The sequence below is a fragment of the Winogradskyella sp. MIT101101 genome, assembly GCF_047126865.1.
Lineage (GTDB): Bacteria > Bacteroidota > Bacteroidia > Flavobacteriales > Flavobacteriaceae > Winogradskyella > Winogradskyella ouciana.
This window is the reverse complement of sequence record NZ_CP138982.1, coordinates 3,224,015-3,249,485: the sequence shown is the minus strand read 5'-3', so window position 1 is coordinate 3,249,485 and position 25,471 is coordinate 3,224,015. Positions and strand designations below refer to the sequence as shown.

24 protein-coding genes are annotated in these 25,471 nt (G+C 32.7%); 1 reads left to right on the top strand and 23 read right to left on the bottom strand.

All coding sequences use genetic code 11. From position 1 onward, the window contains the following. Window positions 1-10: 10 nt before the first annotated feature. Complete coding sequence (locus SIB89_RS14570) at window positions 11-1,171, top strand: DUF4105 domain-containing protein (RefSeq protein WP_412560353.1); 1,161 nt, start codon at window positions 11-13, stop codon at window positions 1,169-1,171. A gap of 2 nt (window positions 1,172-1,173) precedes the next feature. Here the strand turns inward: SIB89_RS14570 and SIB89_RS14565 are convergent, their stop codons facing one another. The 23 genes from SIB89_RS14565 to SIB89_RS14455 form a co-directional block, all read right to left on the bottom strand. Continuing rightward, window positions 1,174-2,568, bottom strand: coding sequence for a sugar transferase (locus SIB89_RS14565; protein ID WP_412560352.1), 1,395 nt, complete (start codon window positions 2,566-2,568; stop codon window positions 1,174-1,176). Window positions 2,569-2,623: 55 nt separating this feature from the next. Next, window positions 2,624-3,631, bottom strand: a complete 1,008-nt coding sequence (locus SIB89_RS14560) for a glycosyltransferase family 4 protein (RefSeq protein ID WP_412560351.1) — start codon at window positions 3,629-3,631, stop codon at window positions 2,624-2,626. After that, window positions 3,585-4,898 (bottom strand): O-antigen ligase family protein, encoded by a 1,314-nt coding sequence (locus tag SIB89_RS14555; RefSeq protein WP_412560350.1) that lies wholly within the window; start codon window positions 4,896-4,898, stop codon window positions 3,585-3,587. The genes SIB89_RS14560 and SIB89_RS14555 overlap by 47 nt, the downstream gene beginning before the upstream one ends. A gap of 44 nt (window positions 4,899-4,942) precedes the next feature. Then, window positions 4,943-6,037 carry a glycosyltransferase gene (locus SIB89_RS14550; protein WP_412560349.1) on the bottom strand — a complete coding sequence of 365 codons (1,095 nt, stop codon included), beginning with the start codon at window positions 6,035-6,037 and terminating at the stop codon, window positions 4,943-4,945. Beyond that, window positions 6,030-7,166 carry a glycosyltransferase family 4 protein gene (locus SIB89_RS14545; protein ID WP_412560348.1) on the bottom strand — a complete coding sequence of 379 codons (1,137 nt, stop codon included), beginning with the start codon at window positions 7,164-7,166 and terminating at the stop codon, window positions 6,030-6,032. Before SIB89_RS14545 ends, SIB89_RS14550 begins: the two co-directional genes overlap by 8 nt. A 1-nt stretch (window position 7,167) precedes the next feature. Next, a complete protein-coding gene (locus tag SIB89_RS14540; RefSeq protein WP_412560347.1) occupies window positions 7,168-7,719 on the bottom strand; it encodes a serine O-acetyltransferase in 552 nt (183 codons plus the stop codon). A gap of 6 nt (window positions 7,720-7,725) precedes the next feature. Beyond that, window positions 7,726-8,877: a glycosyltransferase family 4 protein gene (locus SIB89_RS14535; RefSeq protein WP_412560346.1), complete on the bottom strand. Its 1,152-nt coding sequence runs from the start codon at window positions 8,875-8,877 to the stop codon at window positions 7,726-7,728. Next, entirely contained in the window at window positions 8,877-10,265 is a 1,389-nt protein-coding gene (locus SIB89_RS14530) for a hypothetical protein (protein WP_412560345.1), read from the bottom strand. The genes SIB89_RS14535 and SIB89_RS14530 overlap by 1 nt, the downstream gene beginning before the upstream one ends. Continuing rightward, the gene (gene neuC / locus SIB89_RS14525; RefSeq protein WP_412560344.1) at window positions 10,255-11,376 is read right to left on the bottom strand and encodes a UDP-N-acetylglucosamine 2-epimerase; all 1,122 of its coding nucleotides are present in this window, start codon (window positions 11,374-11,376) and stop codon (window positions 10,255-10,257) included. The genes SIB89_RS14530 and neuC overlap by 11 nt, the downstream gene beginning before the upstream one ends. 30 nt (window positions 11,377-11,406) lie before the next feature. After that, a complete protein-coding gene (locus SIB89_RS14520) occupies window positions 11,407-12,453 on the bottom strand; it encodes an N-acetylneuraminate synthase family protein (RefSeq protein ID WP_412560343.1) in 1,047 nt (348 codons plus the stop codon). Beyond that, complete coding sequence (locus SIB89_RS14515; protein WP_412560342.1) at window positions 12,443-13,111, bottom strand: cytidylyltransferase domain-containing protein; 669 nt, start codon at window positions 13,109-13,111, stop codon at window positions 12,443-12,445. The genes SIB89_RS14520 and SIB89_RS14515 overlap by 11 nt, the downstream gene beginning before the upstream one ends. 1 nt (window position 13,112) lies before the next feature. Continuing rightward, a complete protein-coding gene (locus SIB89_RS14510) occupies window positions 13,113-14,105 on the bottom strand; it encodes a glycosyltransferase (protein ID WP_412560341.1) in 993 nt (330 codons plus the stop codon). Next, the gene (locus SIB89_RS14505; RefSeq protein ID WP_412560340.1) at window positions 14,102-15,280 is read right to left on the bottom strand and encodes a glycosyltransferase family 4 protein; all 1,179 of its coding nucleotides are present in this window, start codon (window positions 15,278-15,280) and stop codon (window positions 14,102-14,104) included. Before SIB89_RS14505 ends, SIB89_RS14510 begins: the two co-directional genes overlap by 4 nt. Next, window positions 15,277-16,122 (bottom strand): glycosyltransferase family 2 protein, encoded by an 846-nt coding sequence (locus tag SIB89_RS14500; protein WP_412560339.1) that lies wholly within the window; start codon window positions 16,120-16,122, stop codon window positions 15,277-15,279. The genes SIB89_RS14505 and SIB89_RS14500 overlap by 4 nt, the downstream gene beginning before the upstream one ends. A 20-nt stretch (window positions 16,123-16,142) precedes the next feature. Continuing rightward, window positions 16,143-17,054, bottom strand: coding sequence for a class I SAM-dependent methyltransferase (locus SIB89_RS14495; RefSeq protein WP_412560338.1), 912 nt, complete (start codon window positions 17,052-17,054; stop codon window positions 16,143-16,145). 32 nt (window positions 17,055-17,086) lie between these two features. Continuing rightward, window positions 17,087-17,815: a hypothetical protein gene (locus SIB89_RS14490; protein ID WP_412560337.1), complete on the bottom strand. Its 729-nt coding sequence runs from the start codon at window positions 17,813-17,815 to the stop codon at window positions 17,087-17,089. An 86-nt stretch (window positions 17,816-17,901) separates the two neighbouring features. Then, window positions 17,902-19,191 carry an ABC transporter ATP-binding protein gene (locus SIB89_RS14485; RefSeq protein ID WP_412560336.1) on the bottom strand — a complete coding sequence of 430 codons (1,290 nt, stop codon included), beginning with the start codon at window positions 19,189-19,191 and terminating at the stop codon, window positions 17,902-17,904. Continuing rightward, window positions 19,191-20,063 carry an ABC transporter permease gene (locus SIB89_RS14480; protein ID WP_412560335.1) on the bottom strand — a complete coding sequence of 291 codons (873 nt, stop codon included), beginning with the start codon at window positions 20,061-20,063 and terminating at the stop codon, window positions 19,191-19,193. The genes SIB89_RS14485 and SIB89_RS14480 overlap by 1 nt, the downstream gene beginning before the upstream one ends. A gap of 59 nt (window positions 20,064-20,122) precedes the next feature. Continuing rightward, the gene (locus tag SIB89_RS14475; RefSeq protein WP_412560334.1) at window positions 20,123-21,064 is read right to left on the bottom strand and encodes an NAD-dependent epimerase/dehydratase family protein; all 942 of its coding nucleotides are present in this window, start codon (window positions 21,062-21,064) and stop codon (window positions 20,123-20,125) included. A 111-nt stretch (window positions 21,065-21,175) separates the two neighbouring features. Next, the gene (locus tag SIB89_RS14470; RefSeq protein WP_412560333.1) at window positions 21,176-22,378 is read right to left on the bottom strand and encodes a hypothetical protein; all 1,203 of its coding nucleotides are present in this window, start codon (window positions 22,376-22,378) and stop codon (window positions 21,176-21,178) included. Further along, window positions 22,375-23,490, bottom strand: coding sequence for a dTDP-4-amino-4,6-dideoxygalactose transaminase (gene rffA / locus SIB89_RS14465; protein WP_412560332.1), 1,116 nt, complete (start codon window positions 23,488-23,490; stop codon window positions 22,375-22,377). Before rffA ends, SIB89_RS14470 begins: the two co-directional genes overlap by 4 nt. An 11-nt stretch (window positions 23,491-23,501) precedes the next feature. Next, window positions 23,502-24,545 carry a sulfotransferase domain-containing protein gene (locus SIB89_RS14460; protein WP_412560331.1) on the bottom strand — a complete coding sequence of 348 codons (1,044 nt, stop codon included), beginning with the start codon at window positions 24,543-24,545 and terminating at the stop codon, window positions 23,502-23,504. After that, a complete protein-coding gene (locus tag SIB89_RS14455; RefSeq protein WP_412560330.1) occupies window positions 24,535-25,464 on the bottom strand; it encodes a glycosyltransferase family 2 protein in 930 nt (309 codons plus the stop codon). Before SIB89_RS14455 ends, SIB89_RS14460 begins: the two co-directional genes overlap by 11 nt. Window positions 25,465-25,471 lie beyond the last annotated feature (7 nt).

Here is a 25,471-nt window from a genome sequence, read left to right as displayed (position 1 = left end):
TATTTCAAAAATGAAACTAAAACTATCCTTTTTCCTTTTTCTTTTTGTTTACGTTTCCTCTTTGGGCCAACAGATTCAATTAACCGAGGACGCAGAAGTCTCTGTGCTTACTTTTGGGCCAGGCGAATCGCTTAATGATGCTTTTGGGCATAATGCTTTTAGAATAAAAGACAAGTCCAAAGGAATAGATTTAGTATATGGTTATGGCGAATATGATTTTGATGCGCCCAACTTCTACTTAAAATTTGCAAGAGGCAAATTGAATTACCTCATCAGTAGACATAATTTTTCAAATATATATTATCACTATACGAGTTACAATCGTTCTATTGACCAACAGGTTTTAAATTTTAACCTTAAAGAAAAACAAAGTCTCTTTGATTTTTTAGAGAATAACTATAAGCCAGAAAACCGCAGGTATCTTTACGATTTTTTTTATGACAATTGTGCTACAAAAATTAGGGATGTTTCTGAAACTGTTACCAATAGTCCTATAAATTTTAGTTTACCTGAAGATTTTCAGCAAAAAACATTTAGAGAACTTATTCATGAACATGTTGACCGAAATTCTTGGGGAAGTTTGGGTATTGATGTGGCTTTAGGTTCTGTAATAGATAGAAATGCAAGTGCAAATGAATATATGTTTTTACCAAAGTATATCCATTCCTTTTTTGAAGTTGCTAAAATTGGGAATCGAGATTTTGTAAAAACTTCTTCTACGCTCTACGAAAGAAAAGAAAGAAAAGCTTCTTTTGATTTTCTATTAAGTCCTTTAGTGATACTTGGTCTTATTGCTTTATTGATACTTTACATCACCTATAAAGATTATAAAAACAAAAAAAGAAGCCATTGGTTGGATGTGACATTATTTAGCATTACTGGAATAATAGGTGTTTTATTATTGTTATTATGGTTTGCCACGGATCATACAGCCACTGCTCATAATTATAATCTTTTATGGGCTGTACCTTTGAACATTGTTGTAATTGGTCAATTATTTAAGAAACAACCAAAAAACTGGTTTAGAAGCTATCTTAAATTTTTAATTATAATGCTTTGTCTAATGACATTGCACTGGATAATTGGCGTGCAAGTATTTGCTATTGGACTAATACCTTTGCTTATTGCATTGGCAGCACGTTACATTTACCTTCTTAAGTGCTTTAAATAATATTATTGACCTCTATAATATAAGATGGTGCTGAGTGTTTTTATGGAGATATTAAAATCTAAAAAAATGCTTCTGTGTTTAATATAATACAAATCGTATTGAAGTTTTGTTAGACTATCCTCAACGGAGGAACCATATCTTGTTTTTACCTGTGCCCAACCTGTTAAGCCAGGTTTTATAATATGTCTTGTTTCGTAGAAGGGAATTATACGGGCAAGTTCGTTTACAAAAAACGGACGCTCTGGTCTTGGACCAATAACACTCATATCTCCCTTAAGTACATTATAGAATTGAGGGATTTCATCGAGTCGAGACCGTCTTAAAAACTTACCAAACTTAGTGACACGCGTATCATTCTTTTTTGCCCATTTTGCACCATCCATTTCAGCATTAATAACCATTGTTCTCAACTTAATTATACGAAATGGTTTGCCATTTCTACCCACACGTTCTTGCGTATAAAAAAGCGGCCCTTTATTTCCTAAAAGATTACCGATGAAAATGAATGGTAAAATTGCCAAACAAATTAACAATCCTATAATCGCACAAATGATATCGAAGGCTCTTTGAAAAAAGATATATAGTTTGTTCTCATTACTTCTACTAAACGGGAAATATTTATAAAAGTCTTTACCCACAAACTGTATTGGCACACGATACAATAACTCTTCATACACTTGCGTGTACTCTCTTATTTTAAATCCGCGCTCCAATAAAAGCATTAAATCATGATAAACCTCTGCTATAATCGATTCTGAATTAAAACTTGCAACCAATACTTCTGAGATGCGTTCTCTTTCAATAACATCTAGAAAAGAATTAGCATCAAATTCTTTGAGACCTTTATACTTTACAGACTCCGGAGTAGATACTTCACTATTTATAAACCCAACAATTTTATAATTAGGATCTGATGTATTCAAAGAACTTACTAAACCTTCAATATTTGAAACTTCTCCCACTAAAAGAACCCTTTTGTAGAACCTTGGAGATTCTATAAGGTTAATATAAAGAAATCTCCATACCAAAATAGATATGATAATTGCGAGATAAAAATATACGATTTGAATACGCTCTTCTGGCAGATATGGTGATAAGACTGGTGTTAATAGATAAAATAACACCACTGTTGATGTGGTAATTACTATATTTCTAAATGTTGTATCTAGTTTACTTGCCTTTTGAAGGTCGTAAAGCTCAAAAATAGTTCCGAAAATTGTAATATAAATCCCTAGCAATATCAGTGCTACAATATTCTCTGAATTGAATTCTATATACTCAAATTCAGGATAAAGATTTAACAAATAAATAGCCAAATAAACCATGGCTAAATCCATGAGCCTAAGAAGAATCTTACGTTCTGAAACTTCAAAGTGTATGCCTTTTTTATTTGCCATTATTTAAGTTGGTTGTATTGTAAATATAAGAAGTGCAAATCATTTTCTATACTAATTACGATAAAAGGCTTTTCCATTTCGGTTTAACAGCTTCCCAGTTAAATTGTTCAACCTTTTTTCGGGCATTGTTGACTATGTTTTCCTTTAAATTTTTATCTTTCATTAATCTTATGACTGCTTCAGACATAGCATAAGCATCATTTGGAGGCACCAATAACCCTTCTTTTTTATGAGCAATTAAATACGGCAATCCACCAACATTTGTGGAAACAACAGGTAACCCTAAAGCCATTGCTTCAATGACGCTCACTGGCATGTTATCGAAATTTGTAGTGTTTATAAAAACATTGCAGTCTTTGGCCAGATTAGTCCACTGTTTCCTATCAAGCTTGCCAGTAAAATTAACATTTAGATTTTTGGTTTCTGCTAAAATTCTTGACGCTTCCATAGATCCATCTATTTCTGGACCAACCATAGTAAGTTCTGCCTGATATCCTCTACTTACTAATTCTTCTAAAACTAAAACAGCGAGTTTGGGATTATATATTTCTGAAAATGATCTTAACCATAGTAATTTTATGGTTTTTATGTCTCTATTCTGAAATTCAAAGTTTTCTAATTCAATTGCATTTGGAATATACAGGACATTATTAAATCCATAATCCTCAAAAACGTTCTTTAAAAAATTTGAAGGTGATACTAACCTGTAGGCATTGTTAAAAATAACATCACTTATTTTCTTACTGTTTTTTAAACGGTTTTCTAGGTTTCCTCCATGTAATACTGGTATATATTTAATATTAAACCATCTAGCCAATTGACTAATTATTAAAGCGTAGTAGAAATTAGTTGTACTGTAGGTATCTATTAATATATAATCTGCCCATGACCTATTTTTAACAACCACTTTGATCATGTCCAATAGACGCAAGATTTTATTTGATTTATTCGACGCTATCTTTAGGGTGTGCAACTCACCTAATTTAGCTCCTAAACTTTCAACGGATGTAGTGGTTTTACCTTTGCTCGATAACGCGTTTCCTATGTATAGGACGTTTTTCATATCTAATGTTTAAAAGTGCAAGGGCATATATAAAACCTGGCGCTGCTATTCGCATTGCGGAATGGTTGATCGTTGCAAACCAAAATATTAAAAAAGCATAAAAAAAGTAGTTATATCTATTTGTCGACCTCATATCTAAGGGTTTAAAGATCAATATCAACAACATAAATATCCCTAAAATGCCATGTTCTGATAATAATCTACTAAGCTCATTGTGAGTTGCTATAACCCTGCCCAAGGTAATTAGTCGGCGCTCTTTCATACCGCTCGCTCCAACTCCTAAAAAAGGTTTATCAATAAAACCCTGAAGCTCGTTAACAAACAAATCTATTCTACCTGCGCTAACATCATTTTTTTCGCGACCAATCTTATCTTGATTTGTGTAACGCTTCTCAATTAAACCATTTGTTTGATTAGAACTTACAACCCATATAACTGAGGAGATGACAATAAAAGAGATAAAAGAGGTGATTATTAAATTTTTCTGTCGCCGCTTTGATTTTGAATACACAATAACCAAAAAAGCAAAAATCATTAAAATTGCAGTAATAACACCACCTCTACTAAATGTTATAATACCTCTAAATGCTATTAAAGAAAAGAGTATTATATTAACTATCTTCAATAAATTGGATTTGGAGTTGAGAAAGTAATTAACACAGAAAACGAACATACCTAAACCTAAAACAGTAGAAACCTGATTTGGCCCAAATCCCCCAGAAGCTGCAAAATTAGATTCGGTATCTGTTATGATATCCTTAATGCTAGGTGTATAGAGAAATAGATAAGTGGTTAGTGTTACTATTGGTAATGCCATATAAAATAAGATATCCAAAATCTGTTTCATAGTTATCTTCTTGTCATAGCAATATAATGCTGAAATGCCTAAACAAACTGGGCCGCTTAAAACGAAAGCTACATTTTTTCTTAGACTGGCATCTATCCCTATATTGGTTGAAGCCACTATTATCGATGGCACCAAACAAATTAGAAATATAAAATAAGGGTAGCCCTTGTTAGACACACCATTGTAGAACATGCCAAAAATTATATAGAAGATGATAAAATATTTTGAAGACTCATAAAACAATCCTGCATCTGTCATTCTAAAAATAACTTCAGCTCCAGTAAGATAAGCACAACCCTGTAAAACTGCTTTTGACTTTTCTTTGGGTGCAGCTATTATAATCTTAAATAAAAAAAAACTTATAACCCCAAAGAAGAATAATTGAGGAAAAAAAAGACACAAAATATAACAAGATGCCAAAACCTATGTGCAATATAATTTTTGAGATGTATTTAGATTCCACTTTATGATTTATTATGAGTAGTGATCTTATGATATATTTTCACAACCTCTTTTATGACTCTTTCTTTAGAGTAATTTTCAGAGGTCATTAGGTTAAAATTTTTGGCACTGGTAGTTCTATAATTTTCATCTTCAATAAATTTATTTATTGCTGCAGCTATTAAAGTGGCATTATCGTTTTTGATTAAAATACCATATGAGCCATTAGGTATTAGGTTTCCACAATTCCCAACATCTGTGCAGACCACTGGTAAACCAGCTAGCCCATATTCTAATAAGGCGAGTGGTAAACCTTCAGATTTAGATACCAATACACCAATTGTACCTTGTTGCAATATATTGAGAATATCTGATTTAGCATTATAAAAGAACACATGGTTTTGTAACCCATACTCATTCAATTTTGAAAAAAACAATTTAGAGTAATCATCCTCAAAGTCTTTGCCTATGCAATGCAATGTCCAATCAGGATGGCTTCTAATAATTAACTTAAAAGCCTCTAATAATCTGATATGGTTTTTTTGTTCACGTAAATTTGCCAAACACAATATACGTTTACCGTCCTTACCTTTTAGTTCAGTAAGATGTGTGTGTGGTATTTTTAAAACAGGAAAATTCTTAATGTATCTAACATTTTTACACAATAACTTATTTTTGGCCCACGACTCTAATTTTGGGTTAACGCTAAAAATTTGGGAAAATTGATAAGAACACAGGCGAAGAGTCTTTACTGGACGCTTTTCAAGAAATTCACTATTTCCATAATGATCATGCCAAACAATTTTCACTCTCGGTATAAGTAATTTTACTACGGTTGAAATAAAATATGAAGATGCATGAGCGTGAATTATATTAATTTTGTGATTAGATATGTAAGATCGTAAACGAAAAATAGCTGCTATATCTAAAGTCGATTTTCTATTTAGAAATATGTAGCCAACGTTAACATCTAAGGACTCTAAAAGTGGGCCTTCTGAGCGTGTAGCGCATAAATGGGAATCTATTTGATTTTCATTGAGCTCATTTGCATAATTTACAGCTAACCTTTCTGCACCGCCAGCATGTAAACTATCTATAATCTGTAAAACCTTAACCATCTTTTACAACTTTTTCAATTTCAGATTCCAAGCGATCCAGGGTGTATTGCTGTGCCCAATTTAAAGCTTTCTCTGACATTGTGTTTAAGTAATCATTGCCTTTATTAAGTTCTTCTTCAATGGTTCTTGTGGCTTCATCAAACGCTTCATCAATCAAGATTCCTCTATTACCATTATCTAGTATCCACGGTAAGCATGAAATTTTTGTTGATATAGGTATAGCTCCAAAAAACATACCTTCAGCGATAGCTTTTGGCCATCCCTCGCTTTTTGAAGGAAGAATACTAAAGTGAGCATCTAATAAACAGTTTTTAATAGTTTCCTTATCTCTGTTGCCATAAATATATATCGCGTCAGTTAATTCATTATCAATAACATATTGTTCTACCTCATTAATTAGTACACCATCCCCAAACATATGTAGTTCCGCGTTGAAACCTCTTTTTATTAAGGATTCAACAATTTTCACAGTTAGTTTAGGTCTCTTACCCACTACCATTGCACCTATAAAAACAAATTTGAGTTTGTGCTCATAATTTCTTAGGTTATGATATATTTTCTCATTTTCTTGATACGTAGCAGACATAAAAGGAGTAATATTTTTTGTTTCGTTATCCCATTCCCCATAGACTAAAACTTTTATATTTTTTGATAAAAAAGTACTTCTAAATATCGCTCGTTGAATTCTATAGCTTATAGGTTGATTACTATTGGGATCCCAGTTTCCTGCGTACTTTACTGATTTTTTCTTAAACGGGAATAGAATTTGGACTATACTCCCAATAAGAGTTACGTTGCCAGGGCTTCTAAAGTGAATATGATTAGCCCATAACATTGCTCTTATCATTTGAAATAAAATATAAGGCAATACTAAAACACTTTTTAAGGCCATTAAAAAAGAATTAAATGCTATAAATGGTATGTGATAAGACCGAATATCTTTAGATTTAAAAGGCTTAGACAGAAAACGTGTAGGATATGAATTGGGTGAAAGTATACGATATTCATCTGCAAACGAAAACCAAACGTCCATTTCATCTACATATGGAGAGTAGGAGTGGTACTCACCATTTTTTTTAATCAAAGGGGTATATGTAATAACTAAAAATTTTATTTTATTTTCTTTCATTTTATATATACCCAGAAGAAGAATTATCACTTATTTTTTTTGCAGGGACGCCAAGCACAGTAACATTAGATTCTACATTTTTATTTACTAATGAATTTGCACCAATAACAACATTATCACCGACTACAATTCTACCAGCCAATACTGCATTAGCCCCTATATAGACATTATTACCTAATATTGGTACACCTCGTTTTTCTTCTTTACCGCTTATACCTATAGTAACACCTTGTGAAATATTACAATTATCGCCAATTATTGCCTTAGAGTTGATAATTATGTTACCAAAATGCCCTATATAAAAACTATGCCCTATGGAAACAGAATAAGGTATAGAGATACCAGCAACAATCTCAATCCATTTTTGCCATAAAACAGCTAAACGCAATAAGGGTTTCTTAAAAAAAGAAGGGAGGGCTGAACGATATATCTTATTAGAATACCTATAAACAAAAAGTGCCCAAAGCCCTTGTGTTGTTAACATCAACACTAATGTAGATTTATTGCCACTATAAGCTTTGTATTTATGTAAATCGGTTTTAAATAACAACATCTATAATTATTGACTTATAACGAAATTATAAAATTCTATATTCTTCTTTATCAAAGCATCCATATTAAAGTTTGAAATCACATGATTTCTTGCGTTTTTGGCAATTTCAATAGCTTCAGGCTTATGTTTCAGCGCCCAGATTATTTTATCCGCAATATCCTGATCGTCATAAGGATCACACAGTAAACCCGTTTTATTATGCTCTACAGTTTCTGGTCCAGGCCCACACTTAGAAAATATCACTAACTTTTCCATAGCCATAGCCTCTGGAGCTACCAACCCTTGGGTTTCCATTAAAGAAGGAAAAACACAAATTTCTGCAGAAGCATATTTTCTAGCCAACTCGTGCATTGAGACTGAGCCCATAAACTGAATATGAATTTTCTTTATAGCCAACTTCGAAATATAATCCTTTAAATAAGTAATATAGGAACTTCCATCTTTAAAAAACCAATCTCTTCCATACATATGCAACTGCACATCTGGAAAAACCTCTAGAACTTTCGGCATTGCTTTTATCAACTCATGTGCACCTTTTTTTTCACAAACAGTTCCTGCAAACAAAATAGTATTTGGTCGTATTTCAATCTCAGGTATAGGTTTAAAAATATCTAAGTTAATAGGAGACATTATTACTTTTACAGGCTTGTTGTGATAGCTTAAATACATGGCTGTATGTGACTTTACAAATTTAGAAACCGCTATAAATCCATCGGCCTTTTTAAATGAACGCTTTTCTTGCAACCCTTTCCACCATGAGACTTTTCTTTTTTCGGCTTCAGCAAAAAAATGATGTCCGCCATGAAGACGAATTACATAATTAATAGATTTAATTTTATCCACAAAAGCAAGTCCCAATTCTGCTGTTTCAACAATGTCTATTGAGTTTTGCTGATGGATTGCTCTAAGTTTTGCACTTATAGCTCTATTGTTTAACCACCATGTAAGCCCCTTAAGTTTTTTTGGCTTCAATCTATATACGCATACGTCTTCATCTACTTCGTATTCATCAACATTGGTGTAGGAGTTAATTCCAATTACGGAAACTCTATGACCTCTCTGTACCAACCCACGACTTATAGTACTAATAAAGCTTCCGATACCGCCATGTGGATAGCCTTGTTTGGGGTACTCTGATGTGATAAAACAAATATGCATTATAACAACTCTTTTGCAATATTATGTGAGTTTTGATCTAAAGGATGGAGCACAAGTTTTTTCAACCAAATTCTTTTATCTGGCCCAACTTCATTTGGTTGGTTAAGTGCTTTTAGCGTTAGAGGTGCTATTTCATTTTTATTGTTTATCCATCCAACAGGGTTTAAGCCCTTCATGCTTCTAAAATGCTGATAGTTATAAACTATTTCGCTACTCCAGTTACCTTCTATAGAAGGATTATAATTGAGATACAAGCAGGGTTTATTATGTGTTGCGAAGTCCAAAGCCATAGTCGATCCTAAATTTACAACTAATTCACAGTGATATGCCAAATTAACTTGCATATTTATGTCTTCGTACTTTGGGAAATAACCTATCCAACCTGTTTTGGATTGGATATTCCATAAGGGATCTATAGGCACAATTAAATTTCTGTAAGTATTTAATACCTCGCCATAACGGTTAGAAAAATCAACTGGGCACCGTCTAAAGATTATCTGAATCTCATTGCGCATATCTACCAACGCCTCGGCCATATCTCTTAAAAAAAGTTGATCATGAGGTGATGTTTTAAGATCATCCCCACTAAAGCAAATCCACTTTTTATTTGAATCTAGGCCATGAGCTTTAGCAAAATCAACCCTTTCATCTTTTCGGTTATGGTCTAAGTAAAATTCAAACTGTGGAGTGCCAACTAGTTTTACATTTTCCTTTGGAATCTCTGGGTAATAATCTTTCATTTCGTCTTTCATCCATTTGGACCAGACGAGATAGGTATTTGTTTTTACGGACAATCTAGCTTTTGGCAGGTTATCCCATGAAAAAATTGCAGTTGCAGTTTCTATACCCAATTGCTCTGCTGCAAGACAAATGGGCATTAAACCTGGTACACGTTGATGCGTAATAAATAAGGCACTAGGGTTAATAGCTTCTAATTTTTCTTTATAAGCATCTATTATTTGTTGAGAAATACATTCTCTAGATTTTTTTTCGAAACTTAATATACGCTCATAGCTTTTTGTACAATAATTACCCAAAATCTCGGCTAATCTATATAGTAGCTTAACCTTTATACTATAGCTAGCTCGATTCCAATTGGTTAGGATGTTTGGGTTGTTTTTTATTTTTGCGTTACGTTTTAATCTTGCAAAAGTTGTGGCCTCCCTAAATAATCTTGTTTTGCTGTTCTCAGGTTGTAAAACAATCTGTTGATAATTAAAGTCTGTCTTATGTAATCTCTCTACGTCTTTAAATGCTTCTATTGGCAAAGTAGACCAAATACTAATATCAGTTTCAGTCTTTAAGTGTTTTATAATATCAGAATAGAGGAAATTTCTTATACCGACTCCATCTGGAACTAAAAAAAGAATATGCTTTTTAGTAAGCATCTTTAAATTGCTTTTGGTGATTTATAGACCAAACTCTTGAAGACTCGAGGCTATCTAGAAATAACTTAGCGCTATCTCCTTTTCCAAAAGTTTTAATCGGTCCATCGTTATTGCTTATCAGGTTGTTAAACGCTTCCAATATGGCCGACTTTTTACATGGAACATTAATAATTTGAGAAGAATTTGCTCTGTTAAGTTGTCTATTCCCAATATTGATCGTAGGTACCCCATAGTAAGGGGCCTCCCTTACACCAGCACTACTATTGCCTATTATAAATTCAGCCTTTTTCAACAAGGTTAGAAAATATTCAAAACGGATAGAAGGGAATATTTTAAAATGTTCATTGTCATTTAACTTTTTATAAGCATTTAAAATATGCTTGCTGCCCAAATCGTTGTTAGGGTATATAACAACATAGTCCTTGGAACTTTCAATTAGTGCGTCCACAAATTGGTATGCTTTCTTCTCAATGCTTTCAATCTCAGTTGTAACAGGGTGAAACATTGCCACTGCATACGTGTCATAATCTATTTGGTAATAATGCTTTACCTCATCTATCGAAGGTAAATTATTAGAGAACATAATATCAACATCTGGGGAACCAATAGTAAAGATAGAGTGTTCTAATTCACCCATTTGTATTAATCGTTTCCTCGCTTCGTCATTAGATGTATAGTGTATATGACTGAGTTTTGAAACAGAGTGTCTTATTAATTCGTCAATTGTGCCAGAAAGTTCACCTCCTTCTATGTGCGCTACTAAAATATTGTTTAAACTACCAACTATGGCACCAGCTAGAGCCTCTACTCTATCGCCATGAACTACAATTAAATCTGGTTGAATACCTTTTATATATTTTGAAAAACCATTTATGGTTTTAGCCAAGGTTAAATCCATTGTAGCCTCATCGGTATGGTTATGAAACTTAGAGATATTTTTAAAACCACAACGCTCCACCTCTATCACTGTATATCCATATTCTTCTAACAGATGCATTCCTGTGACAAATATATAAGGCTTAAAACCAGAATGATTTTCAACACTTTTAATTAGTGCTTTTATTTTACCAAAATCGGCACGAGTGCCTGTTAAAAAAACTATTTTTCGCATGTTTAATGATTAGATTTTTAAATTTCGATTTCATTCAAAATCTTTATAATCTAAATGTTCACCTTCCTCAAGGTCTCTAAGAGCTATTTTTCCCAAAACTCTGTTATAATCTTCAGCTAAAATTTTACCCGTTCCTGGCCGTTTTACCCAAATATTATTTTCTGAAAGTTGGTCGCCTTTTTTAACTTTTTTAATAGTACAAACCGTGGCAAAGGCAAAATCAATGGTCACTTTTTCTTCTTTTGCAGGTTCTTTTGTCCCTCCTCTCATCGACCAAATTTCTTTGCTACCTTTGATAAGGTCTGCACATTCTTGCTCATCCATACTACAAATTATATCTGGACCTTGCCTTTGCATATGATCTGTAAAATGGCGCTCTAAAATAGACGCTCCCAATGCTACAGCTCCTAAACAAGCATTATTGTTTAAGGTATGGTCACTCAGACCAAAGACCTGCTCTGGAAATGCATTGTGCAACTGCATCATTGCACCATAACGAACCAAATTTGAAGGTGTGGGATATAAGTTTGTGGTATGCAATAATGCCAAGGGAGTATCGTGTGCCCAAAAAATCTTCACTGCTTTTGCAACACTCTCTATAGTATTCATTCCGGTGCTTAAGATTACAGGTTTGCCAAATTTTGCAATATGTTCTAACAATGGGTAGTTATTACACTCTCCTGAACCGATTTTGTAAGCAGACACATTAAAACTTTTTAAACGCTCTGCTGCTGCTCTGGAAAAAGGAGTGGAGATAAAAATCATTCCTTTATTTTCTACATAATTTTTCAATTCTAGTTCGTCTGCTTCATTCAGCGCACAGCGTTCCATAATTTCATAGATGGACACATCTGCATTACCAGGAATGACCTTCTTTGCCGCTTTGCTCATTTCATCTTCAACAATGTGTGTTTGATGCTTTACCACCTCAACTCCTGCTTTATGTGCTGCGTCTACCATCTCTTTTGCTACCTCTAAAGAACCTTCGTGATTAATACCTATTTCGGCTATTACCAATGGTGGAAAATCACATCCTACTTTTCTACCTTCTATTTCAATAAACGGATTAGTTTTCATTGTAATGTTTTAAAATATACTCTGCATAATCAAAATCGTCTTGTGTATCGATATCGATTGCTGCAAATTTATGATTGACGATAAATGGAATAGAGGACTCGTTGAATATTATATTTTCTTTAATTAATTCTGCCTGTGTAATATATAACAATCCATTTTCAAAATACAAGGGATCTAAATCCTGACTCCTCTGACCTATTTTATAATTGAAAGGTTGGTATTTACCATCAATAATTTTTCCTAGTTTTCTAATATCACTACTCACTGTGAACAAACTCTTTCTAGTATCTGTTTTAAATACATTAAATGCATCTTTGAGTAAAGATTTAGGTCGTAATGGATTTGTTGGCTGCAGCAATATGACCGTCTCAATATCTTCTATATTCTCTAAAACATGTTTAAGTGCTGTCACTGTAGGTTCGGAATCACCACTTAAACTTTCTGGTCTGTGAGTGATTTTTGCACCATACTGCTGGGCAATAATTTTAATATTTTCACTATCTGAGGACACATAAACTTCATCAACAATATGAGAATTTGATAAAGCATACTTTATGGAGTAAGCCAATAAGGGTATACCACAAATAGGCTTTACATTTTTATTCGGTAATCTTTTTGAGCCACCTCTTGCTGGTATTATAGCTATAGTCTTACCCATCCTATCTTTTCTTATGCAACAAGTTAAACAATTTATGCACTACTCTTTTTTTAAATTTATACCATAACCTGTTAGGTTGTTTTGGAGTGAAGTTAGGCAATGAGAACTTTTCTAGGTTATCAGACGTACCTTGCTCCATAAGATTTTTCTTTTGGATATCTCGCATCCAATCTTCTACGGTATTACCCATATGGTAAGCCCAATTATTGTACGTTGCCAATCTCATACCACCAGAAACGTTAATAGGTTGATCGCAATACAGATATTCAGAATTATTGCCTACCAAAATCAATGAAGGCGCGTTGGGAACTGTTGTAAAAAACAATTCTCTACGCATACTTAGTATCTGATGGCCGCTACCGACAATAGCCTCAACATTATTAGATTCTATTACTGGCCATTTTAGATTCTTGTCCGTTTCTAAGTTCCATCGAAAACTTTCTAAATATTTGTTATGCGCATCGTGATTTTCTGAAATTGATTTATACTCAAACTTTACCTTACCTCGCAAAATTTTACTAAGAGTAGAAGAGGTTTCATAATTCTGAAAGTTTCTACACGGTATTGGTGAAACTGAAGCTACATTTTTAATATTGGAAAAAACATTTTCAATTTCTGTTTGCCAACCATGTTGAAAAAGTATATCTACGTCTGAAAGGGATATAATAGGCTCTCTACTTCCTCTAGCTGCACCTATGAGCGCATCTATCTTACCCATATTTTCTTTATGGTGAATTATGGTATCGATTTTTTCTTCACCCAACTGTTCCTTTAAATATTGCGTAACTTCATCGCAAGATGCATTATTGACCACAGTTATTGCACAATTAGAGTTTGTAGTTGCAATAGCCGATTCTAAGCATAATTTAAAAACCTCAAGAACATTTTTATAATAACCATCTAATGAAGGAATGAAAACTACAATTATTAGTCTATGCTGACATTTTAACTGAATTTTCCTCGCCTGTTTTTGAGGGTTCATTCCTAATCTCATACACTTTCTTTTCTCGGGTGGTTTAGAAGGTTAAAAATAGCACTTTTATATTGACTTTTTATAGTTTCCATTTTATACTTTTCGAGGTAACGTTTTCTGTTACCTATTGCTATCCTTTCTATATCCTCTGGATAAAAAGCACTTATTCTATCAATCAAAGATTTAAGCGTATCGAGGTTATTAACGTTAAACCAAAATTGATTTTCACAATCCTTTAATCTCTCCTCCATAGCGCCAACTTTGGTTGAAAGCACCAAGCGTGCAGAGGCCATAGCCTCTAAGCCAACTAGTGGCCCTGATTCCTCAAAAGATGGGATTATGACCGCATCAGCTTTTTTGAGCTGATCCAATATTTCATTTTGCTTTAAAAACCCTAAAAGCTCAACGTTCTTTAATTTGCTTGAAACACCTTTTATTTCATCAAATAGTTGACCATCTCCAATAACCTTTAAATCTAATTCTATTTTATAATCCTGAAATAAATTAACAAGCTCTAATATGCCTTTTTCATAAGAAAGCCTACCAACAAAAAGAATAGTCTTAAACTTTTTAGTTGGTGGGATCATAAGCATTTCATTTTCCCTAAAAGTACATTGATCTATTAATAAATACTTATAATTGTTCAAAAAGGTTAACCTGTTTGCGTTTGACATGGAGTGATGTATAAACAAATCTATATTGGCAATCCACTCATTTTGCTTTTCATCTAATTTCCTAATAGTATTAGATGTTCTTAAAACTATAGGCTTATCGTTTGATTTTGAATATTCTACAACTTCCTTAATGTAGTTGCTACTTAATTGGGCACACATAAAAACTGCATCTTTTTTGTCGATTTCTCTTTTAATCAAATCAATAGCTAATGTTCTGTAGCCTGTTTTTTTTGATAAGTTATTACTTACACATTGCAGAACAGATTCTTTCTTTAGTGATTTTAAATAACTGATAAGCGCTAAAAACCTGAACCATAAATTCTGTTTGTAAATTAATGCATCGAGGTTTTTAACTCGTTGTCTTGAAATTAAATCGAATATTTGAGATTTTGAGGTATAATAAGCCGTAGATAATACTGTAATGTCATAGTTTTCTTCTAGTGTACTCGCTATAAAACCCGTTTCTAGTTCCCGACCTCCAATATCGGCAATAGGCCCAATTATCAATAAACTCTGCTTCATTTGGCTTTTTTATAAAATAATTTTATCAACCAGGCCATAGCTCCAAGTTTTAATGTAGCAATTTTCCTAAAAAAAGGATAATTATCTATAATCTGTAAATATCTAAACCGTTTGTTAGTTTCAATAAACTTATTAAAAATATAAGTATCGTTTTCATTATTAAAAACGCGAGGAAAATAAGATGCCAAAACCTTTTCTCTCTCTTTATAAACCTTATCGAGATTATCTATGTTAGATGATACTCCCTTTGTGTCGAAAACTGAAATTATTAACGGTATCTTCAAGTAAGATTCATTATGAATGCCTAATACTTTTAAGAAAAATGCCCAGTCTGAAACTACCTTAAATTCTTCATCGTAAAAACCATATTTTACAAAAAGTTCTCTTTTTATAAATGTAGAAGGATGTGAAATTGCATTGCCTACGAGGTAAGAAAACGTCATTTTATTTGGGTGCTCTCTTAATCGTTTCCCCGAATCTTCGTTAAAAATCATATGACCTGAAAGCACAGAGAAGTTATCGCTTAAGTACTTCAGTACATTAGTCAAAACCTTTTCATTTTCGAGGTAATCACCGCTATTTAGAAACAACACATACTTCCCAGACGCTCTATTTATTCCTTTATTCATGGCATTATAAATACCAGAATCTGATTCACTTACCCAAATGAGGTTTTTGTAATCAAAGGATTTTATAATAGCTACACTGTTGTCGGTAGAATTACCATCAACGACAATATGCTCAAAATCGCCCCAAGTTTGGGCAGCAACACTTTCCATCGTCTGCTTTAGACCCTCGGCATTGTTATAGGTAATAGTTATTATGGACAGTTTCTTAGTCACTATTATAAATTAATTTGAACTTAGGATTTTAGTTTTTTTAACCATAAATTTCCTCCTGTATTTTTATATGCCAACGGCATTTTCTTATATAATTCTTTATGATGCATATGTAAATAATGTGCAAATAATTGAATTTTGTAAGACATATTATGCATTAAAAAAGCATGTAGAATGTAATTCTCATTCCAATTGTAGCCTTTAAAAACCCATGCCTTAGGATACTCAAATGGATAAAAAACATCATGAAAATGAATATATACACCTTCATTCAACACAGGAAAAACCTCAAATAGCAGAAAATTTAAATCGCTTCCGCATTTAGCAACATGTGTACTGTCTATAAATAAGACGTCATTCTCCTTCAATGTCTTAAAGTAGTCTAGATCTACATCTTGTACTCTACTTTTTAAAATTGAAACTGACGCTCTATCTTTTTCGTTAATTAATTTTTCTAAACGTTCGGTGTAAGGCTCTATAAAATTAAAGTTAATCTTACCATTAAAAAATTTATCATTGACATCTAGCATTAGTGCAGAAGAGTAACCCGAACCCACTTCAATCACTGTTTTTGGTTCTAGGTACCTTAACATGCCATACAAAACAATGCCATCAGTATGCAGATAATATGGGTTTTTAAAATTATACCGTAAACCTTCTGAAGCATTTTCAGTGAAGGGTATTTCAGAATAATAAATGCTTATTTTTTCTAAAATTTCTTTTTGTTTATTTACATTGAGATCAACACCTTTAACCCCATCAATATTTTCACCACTCCATATCCTATCTTGATCTTTTTTAATCTCACCAACATCTGTTATTACTGAATAAAAATGACCAGGAGGAAAATATGCATTTTTATTATACAAGTAGGATTGCTTATATAAACCTCTTATGTAAGGTAGTTTATTTACTATTCTCTTTAGAAAGCTCATTACAAGTTGTTATGATTTATAAATTTTAGCTTTTACTTATTCTGTTTTATTAATTCTGTGTTCTTTTTAAACTTAAAAACATCAAAATCTGAAAAAGGATCGTAATTATAGATTTGGAGTCCCAATCTATCTGATTCTGCTTTTAAGCTTTCATATTGTTGGTACAATTCGTACTCTTTGTATAAGCGCTCTTTAGGAAACGGTTGTTTTTGTTTCTCATAGCTGATTTCAATACCAGCTTTAGTTAGATAATATTCTAATGAAGGTTTATTATGGTCATAAAAATGAGTATAAGGTTTTATACACTGCCAATCGTGATTTACTCCAATTATACCTATTGTTTTAATTCTGCAGTATATGGCCAATTGAAGTGCCACAATGGTAACGCTCCATGGAGACATTATAGGCTTTGTAAAATCTACCGGCAGACTACCATTATATGAATAGTAAAATACATTTCTGTTTTTAAAGACATTATCCGCTACTTCTTTATCACGTTTCTCAATGAGTATAGGAGTATCTCTTGGCAAAACACTATCGCATCTTTTCCACCATTCTGTTAACACTTCTTTAGTTATTGGCGGATGGGAGGCTGCAAAAACATGAATCTTCGGGTTGATTTTCTTAATTTGAGGATGCTCATAAAAATTCCCAACAGAAATTACAAAGTCGTCACTAAACTGTGTTAGATCTAACTTATTAATAGACTTTGAAGATCCAAAAATGACGGCATTATTAAAACTTGAAAATAATTTTTTCAATTCTAAATTCCTCTTATATAATTGATAAGGATTATTTATCAATTTAAGTAAGCGCCATCTTATTCGTTCAATCATTAAAACTTAACTTAAGAATATTCATTTTTAAATTTACCATTTAACAATGCAACATTTGTAGCTCTATTAATTTTACCTGCTTTCCAATAATCACCGGGAAATATCTTAAAATTAAAAACCCTGTGCATTACATCTAATTGTTGTACAACTCTAATATTGGTCTGTACTGCGATTGACACATAATAACTTCCTCCTCTTAGCATTAACTCGGGTATTTCCAAATCTACATAGTATCCAATATTACTGAATTTTATTCCCATTTCGTCCGAGTAGAAGTCAGCAATTTTATTTTCACTGTGATCGTAAATGACCACACCAAAAACCAAATCATTATGGTTAACCTTTTTATTAAAAATAAAGTGGAGTCTAAATTTAGCATATTCACCAGAGATTAACTCAATTACAGAGTTATCCTCACTATTTAACATTTCAACTTTAGAAAACATGATTTCTCCAGTACCTTTTCTATCCTTTCTTTCTAAAAGATTGAGCACATTTAAACTGTTTTGTCGATTGAGATAATATTTAACAGCATCCTCAGATCTGCCATCAAAAATAGATTTACCACTCTCCAAAACAATGCCTCTTGTACAAAGGTTCTTTACAGCTGCCATATTATGACTTACAAACAGTACTGTTCTACCGTCGCTATTTGAAATATCTTGCATTTTTCCAATGGCCTTTTTCTGAAATTCTGCATCACCAACAGCTAAGACCTCGTCCACTACAAGGATATCTGGCTCTAAAAATGCCGCAACTGCAAACGCTAATCGCACACGCATTCCAGAACTATAACGTTTTACTGGAGTATCAATGTATTTTAAACATCCTGAAAAGTCAATAATCTCATCGATTTTTTTATTTATTTCAGATTTACTCATTCCCAATATGGCTCCATTAAGATAAATATTTTCCCTACCTGTCATTTCTGGGTGAAATCCTGTACCAACTTCTAGCAGGGATGCTATTCTTCCTTTAGTTTTTATTAAGCCCGTAGTTGGTGAGGTAACTCTAGATAAAATTTTGAGCAGTGTTGACTTACCAGCACCATTTTTCCCTATAATCCCTAATACTTCACCTTTATTAACTTTAAAAGACACATCCTTTAAAGCCCACACATATTCTGATTTTCCTTTTTCACTCCTGTTGTTAGAGTCCCCAACTTTTAGATACGGGTCTTCCTTACCTCTAATCCTATTCCAAAATCGGTTTAAATCGTGACTAATAGTACCTGTACCAACCAAACCTAATCGGTACTGCTTACCTATATTTTCAACTTTTAGGATAGTATTAGAACTCATTATATAGTGTCGATAAAGCTTTTTTCTGTTTTATTGAATATTATTAGCCCAAATAAGCAAATCACAATAGTGATAATTAATGTATATGTAATCTTGTGGACATCTAAATGACCCTCCCCAAATACAATAGTCCTGAAAGACTCCACAATTATTGCAATTGGATTCCATTCTATAAGCCAATAATAGTTTGGCAACTTATTTTTAAAATAAGACAATGGGTACATTACCGCCGAACCATACATAAGTAATTGTACGCCAAATTGAATTAAAAATGTAAGGTCTCTGTATTTGGTGGTCATAGAGGATACTATCATTCCAAAACCCAATCCGAGCAATGCCATTAGTACTACTAATAAAGGCAAAATTAATATGTAGATATTGGGAGTTATATTATATATCTGTGAACTAAAATAAATGTAATAGATATAAAAGCCTATAAAAACAAGTAGTTGAATACCAAATTTAAGCAAGTTAGAGACCACAACGGACATTGGCATAATTACCCTCGGAAAGTAAACTTTCCCAAAGATATTTTCATTCTTTTTAAAGGTGTCACTAGTGCCCACCAAACATTCTTTAAAATAGTTCCAAGAAGTTATACCTGCTAAGTTGAACAAAAAATTAGGAATATTTTCCCCAGTAGGTATTTCTGCAAGATTGTTAAATATTAAAGTAAATATTAATGAGGTAAATAGAGGTTGAATTAAATACCAAAGTGGCCCTAGAATAGTCTGTTTGTAAAGCGTAATTATATCACGTTTTACAAATAGCAAAAGTAAATCTCTATAGCGCCAAATCTCTTTGAAATTAAAGTCAATTAATTTCTTTTTGGAAGAAATAGTATAAAGCCAGCGCTCTTCAGCGGTTTTCAATAGAAAATTATTTTATTAGGCTAATATAATAAATGAAATACAGGAAAGTAACTATAATTTCAGGCTTTTTCTGTAGAATATGCATTGCAGTATGCTTTCATTTTATATAACCCTTCCTCCAGAGAAATAAGCTCCCTTCCTAATAATCCCTTTATCTTAGCAATATCAGGACATCTCCTATTCATATCACCTTCTTTTAATGATGGCAGAAAAATAATCTCAGATTTAGATTCCGTTACTTCTATGATTTTATTCGCCAAACTTAAAATACTTATCTCTAAATCATTGCCAACATTAAGGACATCGTTGATGCAAGAATTATTATAAAGTGCATTAATACAAGTATCTACATTATCATCTATGTAACAAAAAGAACGCGTCTGATCTCCTTTACCATAAATAGGAATTGGTTGATTATTGAGCGCCAATCTCATAAACCTAGGCATAACAAAATCATTACTTTGCATCGGCCCATAAGTATTGAAAAAACGGAATATAGTATAGTTTAGACCATATTCTCTTTGATAAGCCTTAAAAAATGCTTCGCCTACATTCTTTACAATAGCGTAAGGCAATCTTGAGTTTAAGGGAGTGGTTTTTTCATTTTGAGGAATTTCAAAAGGCTCTCCATACACTTCTGAAGAACTAGAATAAAATACTCGCTTTACACCAGAGTTTTTTGACAAGGATAATATATTCTTAATGCCTTCGATATCATTAAGTACGTTTATAGGGTTGCTAAGTGTACGCTCTACACCTACTACAGCTGCATAATGAAAAACATATTCGAACTTAAACGTGGCAAAGATTGAGATGATGTCATTATAGTCATTGACATCTGCTCTAATGAATTTAACATTATCCTTTTTAGGAACTTTAGATTTCTTCCCAGTGGATAAGTTATCGATTATTACAACATTGACATCTGTATTTAGTGCCAATTTTGCTGCTAAAGAGCTCCCAAGTTGCCCAGCTCCACCTGTAATCAGAATATTTATCATCTTTTATAAATATCAGAGGCTAAAAATACTTAGGGAGATAATTTAGCTATTTTAATGAAGTAAATTTATCAATTGTTTTTAAAGCACCAAAGAAAATAGCTACAAATTACTCTATATCAACGGAATAATTTTAATAAAGCCATAAATCATTAATAAAAATGTTGCAGCAACATTAAGTTTTGATATCCACTTACTTATTTTATCAGTTTGCTCTAAATAAGTATAAAAAGCAATTGTAGCAATAAAAATTGCTACGAACCAACGTAACTCAATAAACGAAATTATAACCAAAGAAAACACCAATATGGTTATGAGCAGTGCTAACGGAATTGAATTCTCAAAATTGAATATCTTCTTTTTGTAAAAATTATGCGACAAAAAGAGCAAAACAATAATTAAAATAAGACCAAGTTGTCGTGTTCCATATTTAAAAATGTCTAGTGCATCTTTAAAAAATTCTACCACGGTTAATTTTGGATTAAATAAAATGCCTTCAAATAAAGTTCTAGGTAAAGAGTCTTCTCCGTTTTCATCAACGTATTCTTGAGTGGCTTTAAAAGATGGGTGTTGGTGGCTAGACAATTTCCCTTCATTAACGAGCAATTGTGCTAAATATTGGCGTTGTGCCCAATTGACATCAACATTTTCAGGAGGGTTTTTTTTATCATATGACAATCTTCCGTTGGATTGAATTGCAGGAACATTTATTACCATAAACAGGATAAATATTATAATAGGCAACAAATACCCTTTTTTAGAAAAACCTTTTATTTTATAAAGGAATAAAAAACAAATGATTAAAGCTGGCAGATACATAACTACAAGTGCTCTTGTAAAAAAACAAACAATCAAGACAGAAAGTGCAAATGGTTGCTTCCATGGCTTACCAAGATTAAATTGATGAATCTCATTAAAAAATATAGCCAAACACAAAATAAAGAGTGAGTCATTTGTACCAATAAAAAAGACCTTACAAGTCCCTATAAAAAAGGTGAGGTAAAAGAAAAAAGTTATTGAAGCCTTATTTCTATATAAAAAATAGCAGTATAATACTATCAATAAGATTATGTTTAATAATCTAAGTGCAAAATAGGGTTCAAAAACCAAACTCAATGGATAAACCAAAATAGCATGAGGTACTGAAATTCCTTTTTTAATAGCTTCTATCCAACCATATTGATTTATATAATTTAAATCTGAAATAAAAACACCTTCATCTCCTGCGCCTATCGGTAAGCCATACATAAAGTACATACCCAATATTGCATATAAAATTGCTATAGCTAAAAGGATTTTTTGCAAATTGATTTTCATATAGAAAATGTTTTTAATGCTCTAGTAACTTCAGCGGGATTCAATTCAAAAAACATAGGGAGCCTTAAAAGCCTCTCTGTAAATTTATCGCTGTTTTCTAATATTCTCCCATCATGCTTATCTTTATAGTATTGGCTTGAATGCAAGCTGATATAGTGAAATACCGCCAAAATATCATTATCCCGTAGATGATTTATGATCTCTTGTCGTTGATTCTGAGACTGGCACAAAATGTAAAACATATGACCATTGTTTGTCTCTTCATTGGGCTTGGGCATTAATTTTATCTCTTTGGATCTTGCCCATTCGGTTAACTCTGAATGATAAAAATGCCAATGCTCCAATCGCTTCTTTTGAATGGTGTCAATATTTTCTAATTGTGCCCACAAAAAAGCTGCTATGATATCAGAAGGCAAAAATGAAGAGCCTGTATCTACCCATCCATACTTATTTATATTACCTCTAAAAAATTCTGCTCTATTGGTTCCCTTTTCCCATAAAATTTCGGCCCTATCTACAAACCGATCGTCATTAATAACCAATAAACCACCTTCTCCAGAAATAATGTTTTTAGTTTCATGGAACGAAAATGTAGATAGGTGACCAATACTTCCTAAAGGCTTACCTTTATAATTAGAGCAAATAGCCTGTGCGGCATCCTCTATAACAATGAGATTGTACCTATTAGCTAAGGCCATTATTGAATCCATGTTACATGCCACACCAGCATAGTGAACTACAACTATGGCTTTCGTTCTTTGGGTAATAAGTTCTTCTATTTTATTGGCATCAATGTTAGGGTTATCCCCACAAGAATCAGCAAATTTAATTACCGCTCCTTGTCTTACAAATGCCAAAGCGGTTGACACAAAAGTAAAACTTGGCACGATGACTTCTTCACCCTGTTCAATATTGGCAAGCATGGCGCACATTTCTAAAGCATCGGTACAAGATGTAGTGAGTAAAGCCTTTTTAAAATTAAAACGGTCTTCAAAAAAGTGTTGGCATTTTTGAGTATAGTAACCATTGCCCGAAATTTTCCCACGACTTACAGCGTCTTCAATATAAGTCGTTTCGTTCCCTGTTAAATATGGTTTATTGAATGGTATCACATTTTCAAATTTTAATTAGGCTCCAAACGAGAAATCTCCATATTTATATTTTCGAGAGATGAACTATAATCAGCCGGCAAATCCGTTTGATCATGAACTTCGACATCCTTGAAATTCTTAATTATTTTGATACGGTCTTCTTGGCTAATGTTTTTCTCATAATTAAAATATTCCATTTCCTCAAAACATATAGCCTCCGCGTAGGATATCTCACTTTCAGATAGTTTGTCTTTGTACTTACCAATACTCTGGCTAGATATATTTACAGAGTCAACATTGTTTGAACTATTGGCTTTCCAAATCATACCAATTTGATCTAAAACACCTTCATTAAAAGTGTTCTGCGCAAAACTTTCCACCTCTAAAAACTTTGTAATAGCCAATAAGGTTTTATTGGTCTTTAAAACTAAATCTTCATATCTGAGAAATAATAAATTGTCATTGTGCTTATATGCTTTTATATAATCGATACTCTTTTTCCAGGACCTTAAAACAAAAAGGCTTGGCTTTTTTTGACCAAGAAATTTAATCGAATTTGGATAATTGGCAGATGCCAAAACATCTCTTGGATCTCTTACAATAATTATAATCTTAATATTGTTTTCCATGAAATATGGTGAAAACTCCTCACAAAGTATCTCTTTAGAGCCAAAACACTTAGCTTTATCATTGTGCGTATACATCTTATTCACTTGCAAAAAAAGATCTAAGAACTTAGAGTTTTCTAACTTCAATGCTGGAACACCCACCTTAGTTAACTGCCCAGAAAAGGCGGTCATCTTTTCAAAGATTGCTTCTACTTCTTCTCTATTGTATTCAAAATCTCTAATGAATGTGTTGAATTCTTCAATGTTATAATTTTCATTATTTATGGAATCATTCAACACATAATATTTATCTATCCCTATACTATTTAAAAATCGCTTTTTTATATCTACAAACAGTAAAGGCATTGGCTGAGATAAAACAGATAACTCATGATGATTGCATAGTAATTTTTCAAGCAATGTTGTACCTGAACGACCCATTCCTGTTATAAAAAAATTAGTCTTCACCTCTACTTATTTGTCTAACAAAATAAACGGGTCTGCTTTCTGCTGTGCCCACAATTCTAATTAAATATTCGCCGATAACACCCAAGGCAAAAAGCGTTAGCCCGCCGAAAAATAAAACACTTAATATTAGCGATGTCCATCCTTGTAGAACATACTCTTGCGTAAATCTTTTTATAAGTATAACGATGGCAAACACAACACTGATAAAAGCTGATGAAAAACCCAGATAACCAATAACCCTTAATAATATTGAGGAATTATTTATAATGAGGTTACTGAAAAGTTTCAGTAATTTAAAAAAGGTGTAGCTACTTCGCCCTTCGTCTCTTGAGTGGTGGCTAACTTCTACGTTTACGATATCATCCGTAACCGAAAAAAGCAGGGCTGGAATAAAAGGGTAAGGTGTTTTTATACTCAATATCTTTTCAGCAATTGAGCGACTCATCAACCTGTAAGAAGATAGCTTAATATGTTTAGGCTTACCAAGTATCCAATGATCAAAAAGACCCTTTATTTTACTCCCTATGTTTTTAAATATGTTATGTTTTTTCTTTGGAAACTTAGCTATAACGACGTCATGTGTTTTTAAGGCCAAAAGCTTCTCTATATCCTCAGGGTGATGTTGTAAATCATCATCCATAGTTAAGATATAATCGCCTTTAGCGTGGTTTAAACCGCATAATGTTGCTGGTTGTTGTCCAAAGTTTTTGGTTAATCTTATGTGTACGACATTTTTATGCTCTTTGACCAGTCTATTTAGAGCATCATTAGTTGCAGTATGATAAGGGCTGTCATTAATAAAAATGACTTCATAGTTGTAGGGTAATGTTGAGCAAACATCTTCTAGCTTTTCAACGAGTTTAGATAAACTCTTGGAAGACTTGTAAACTGGTATTACAATAGATAAGGTTTCTGTCATTCTATCT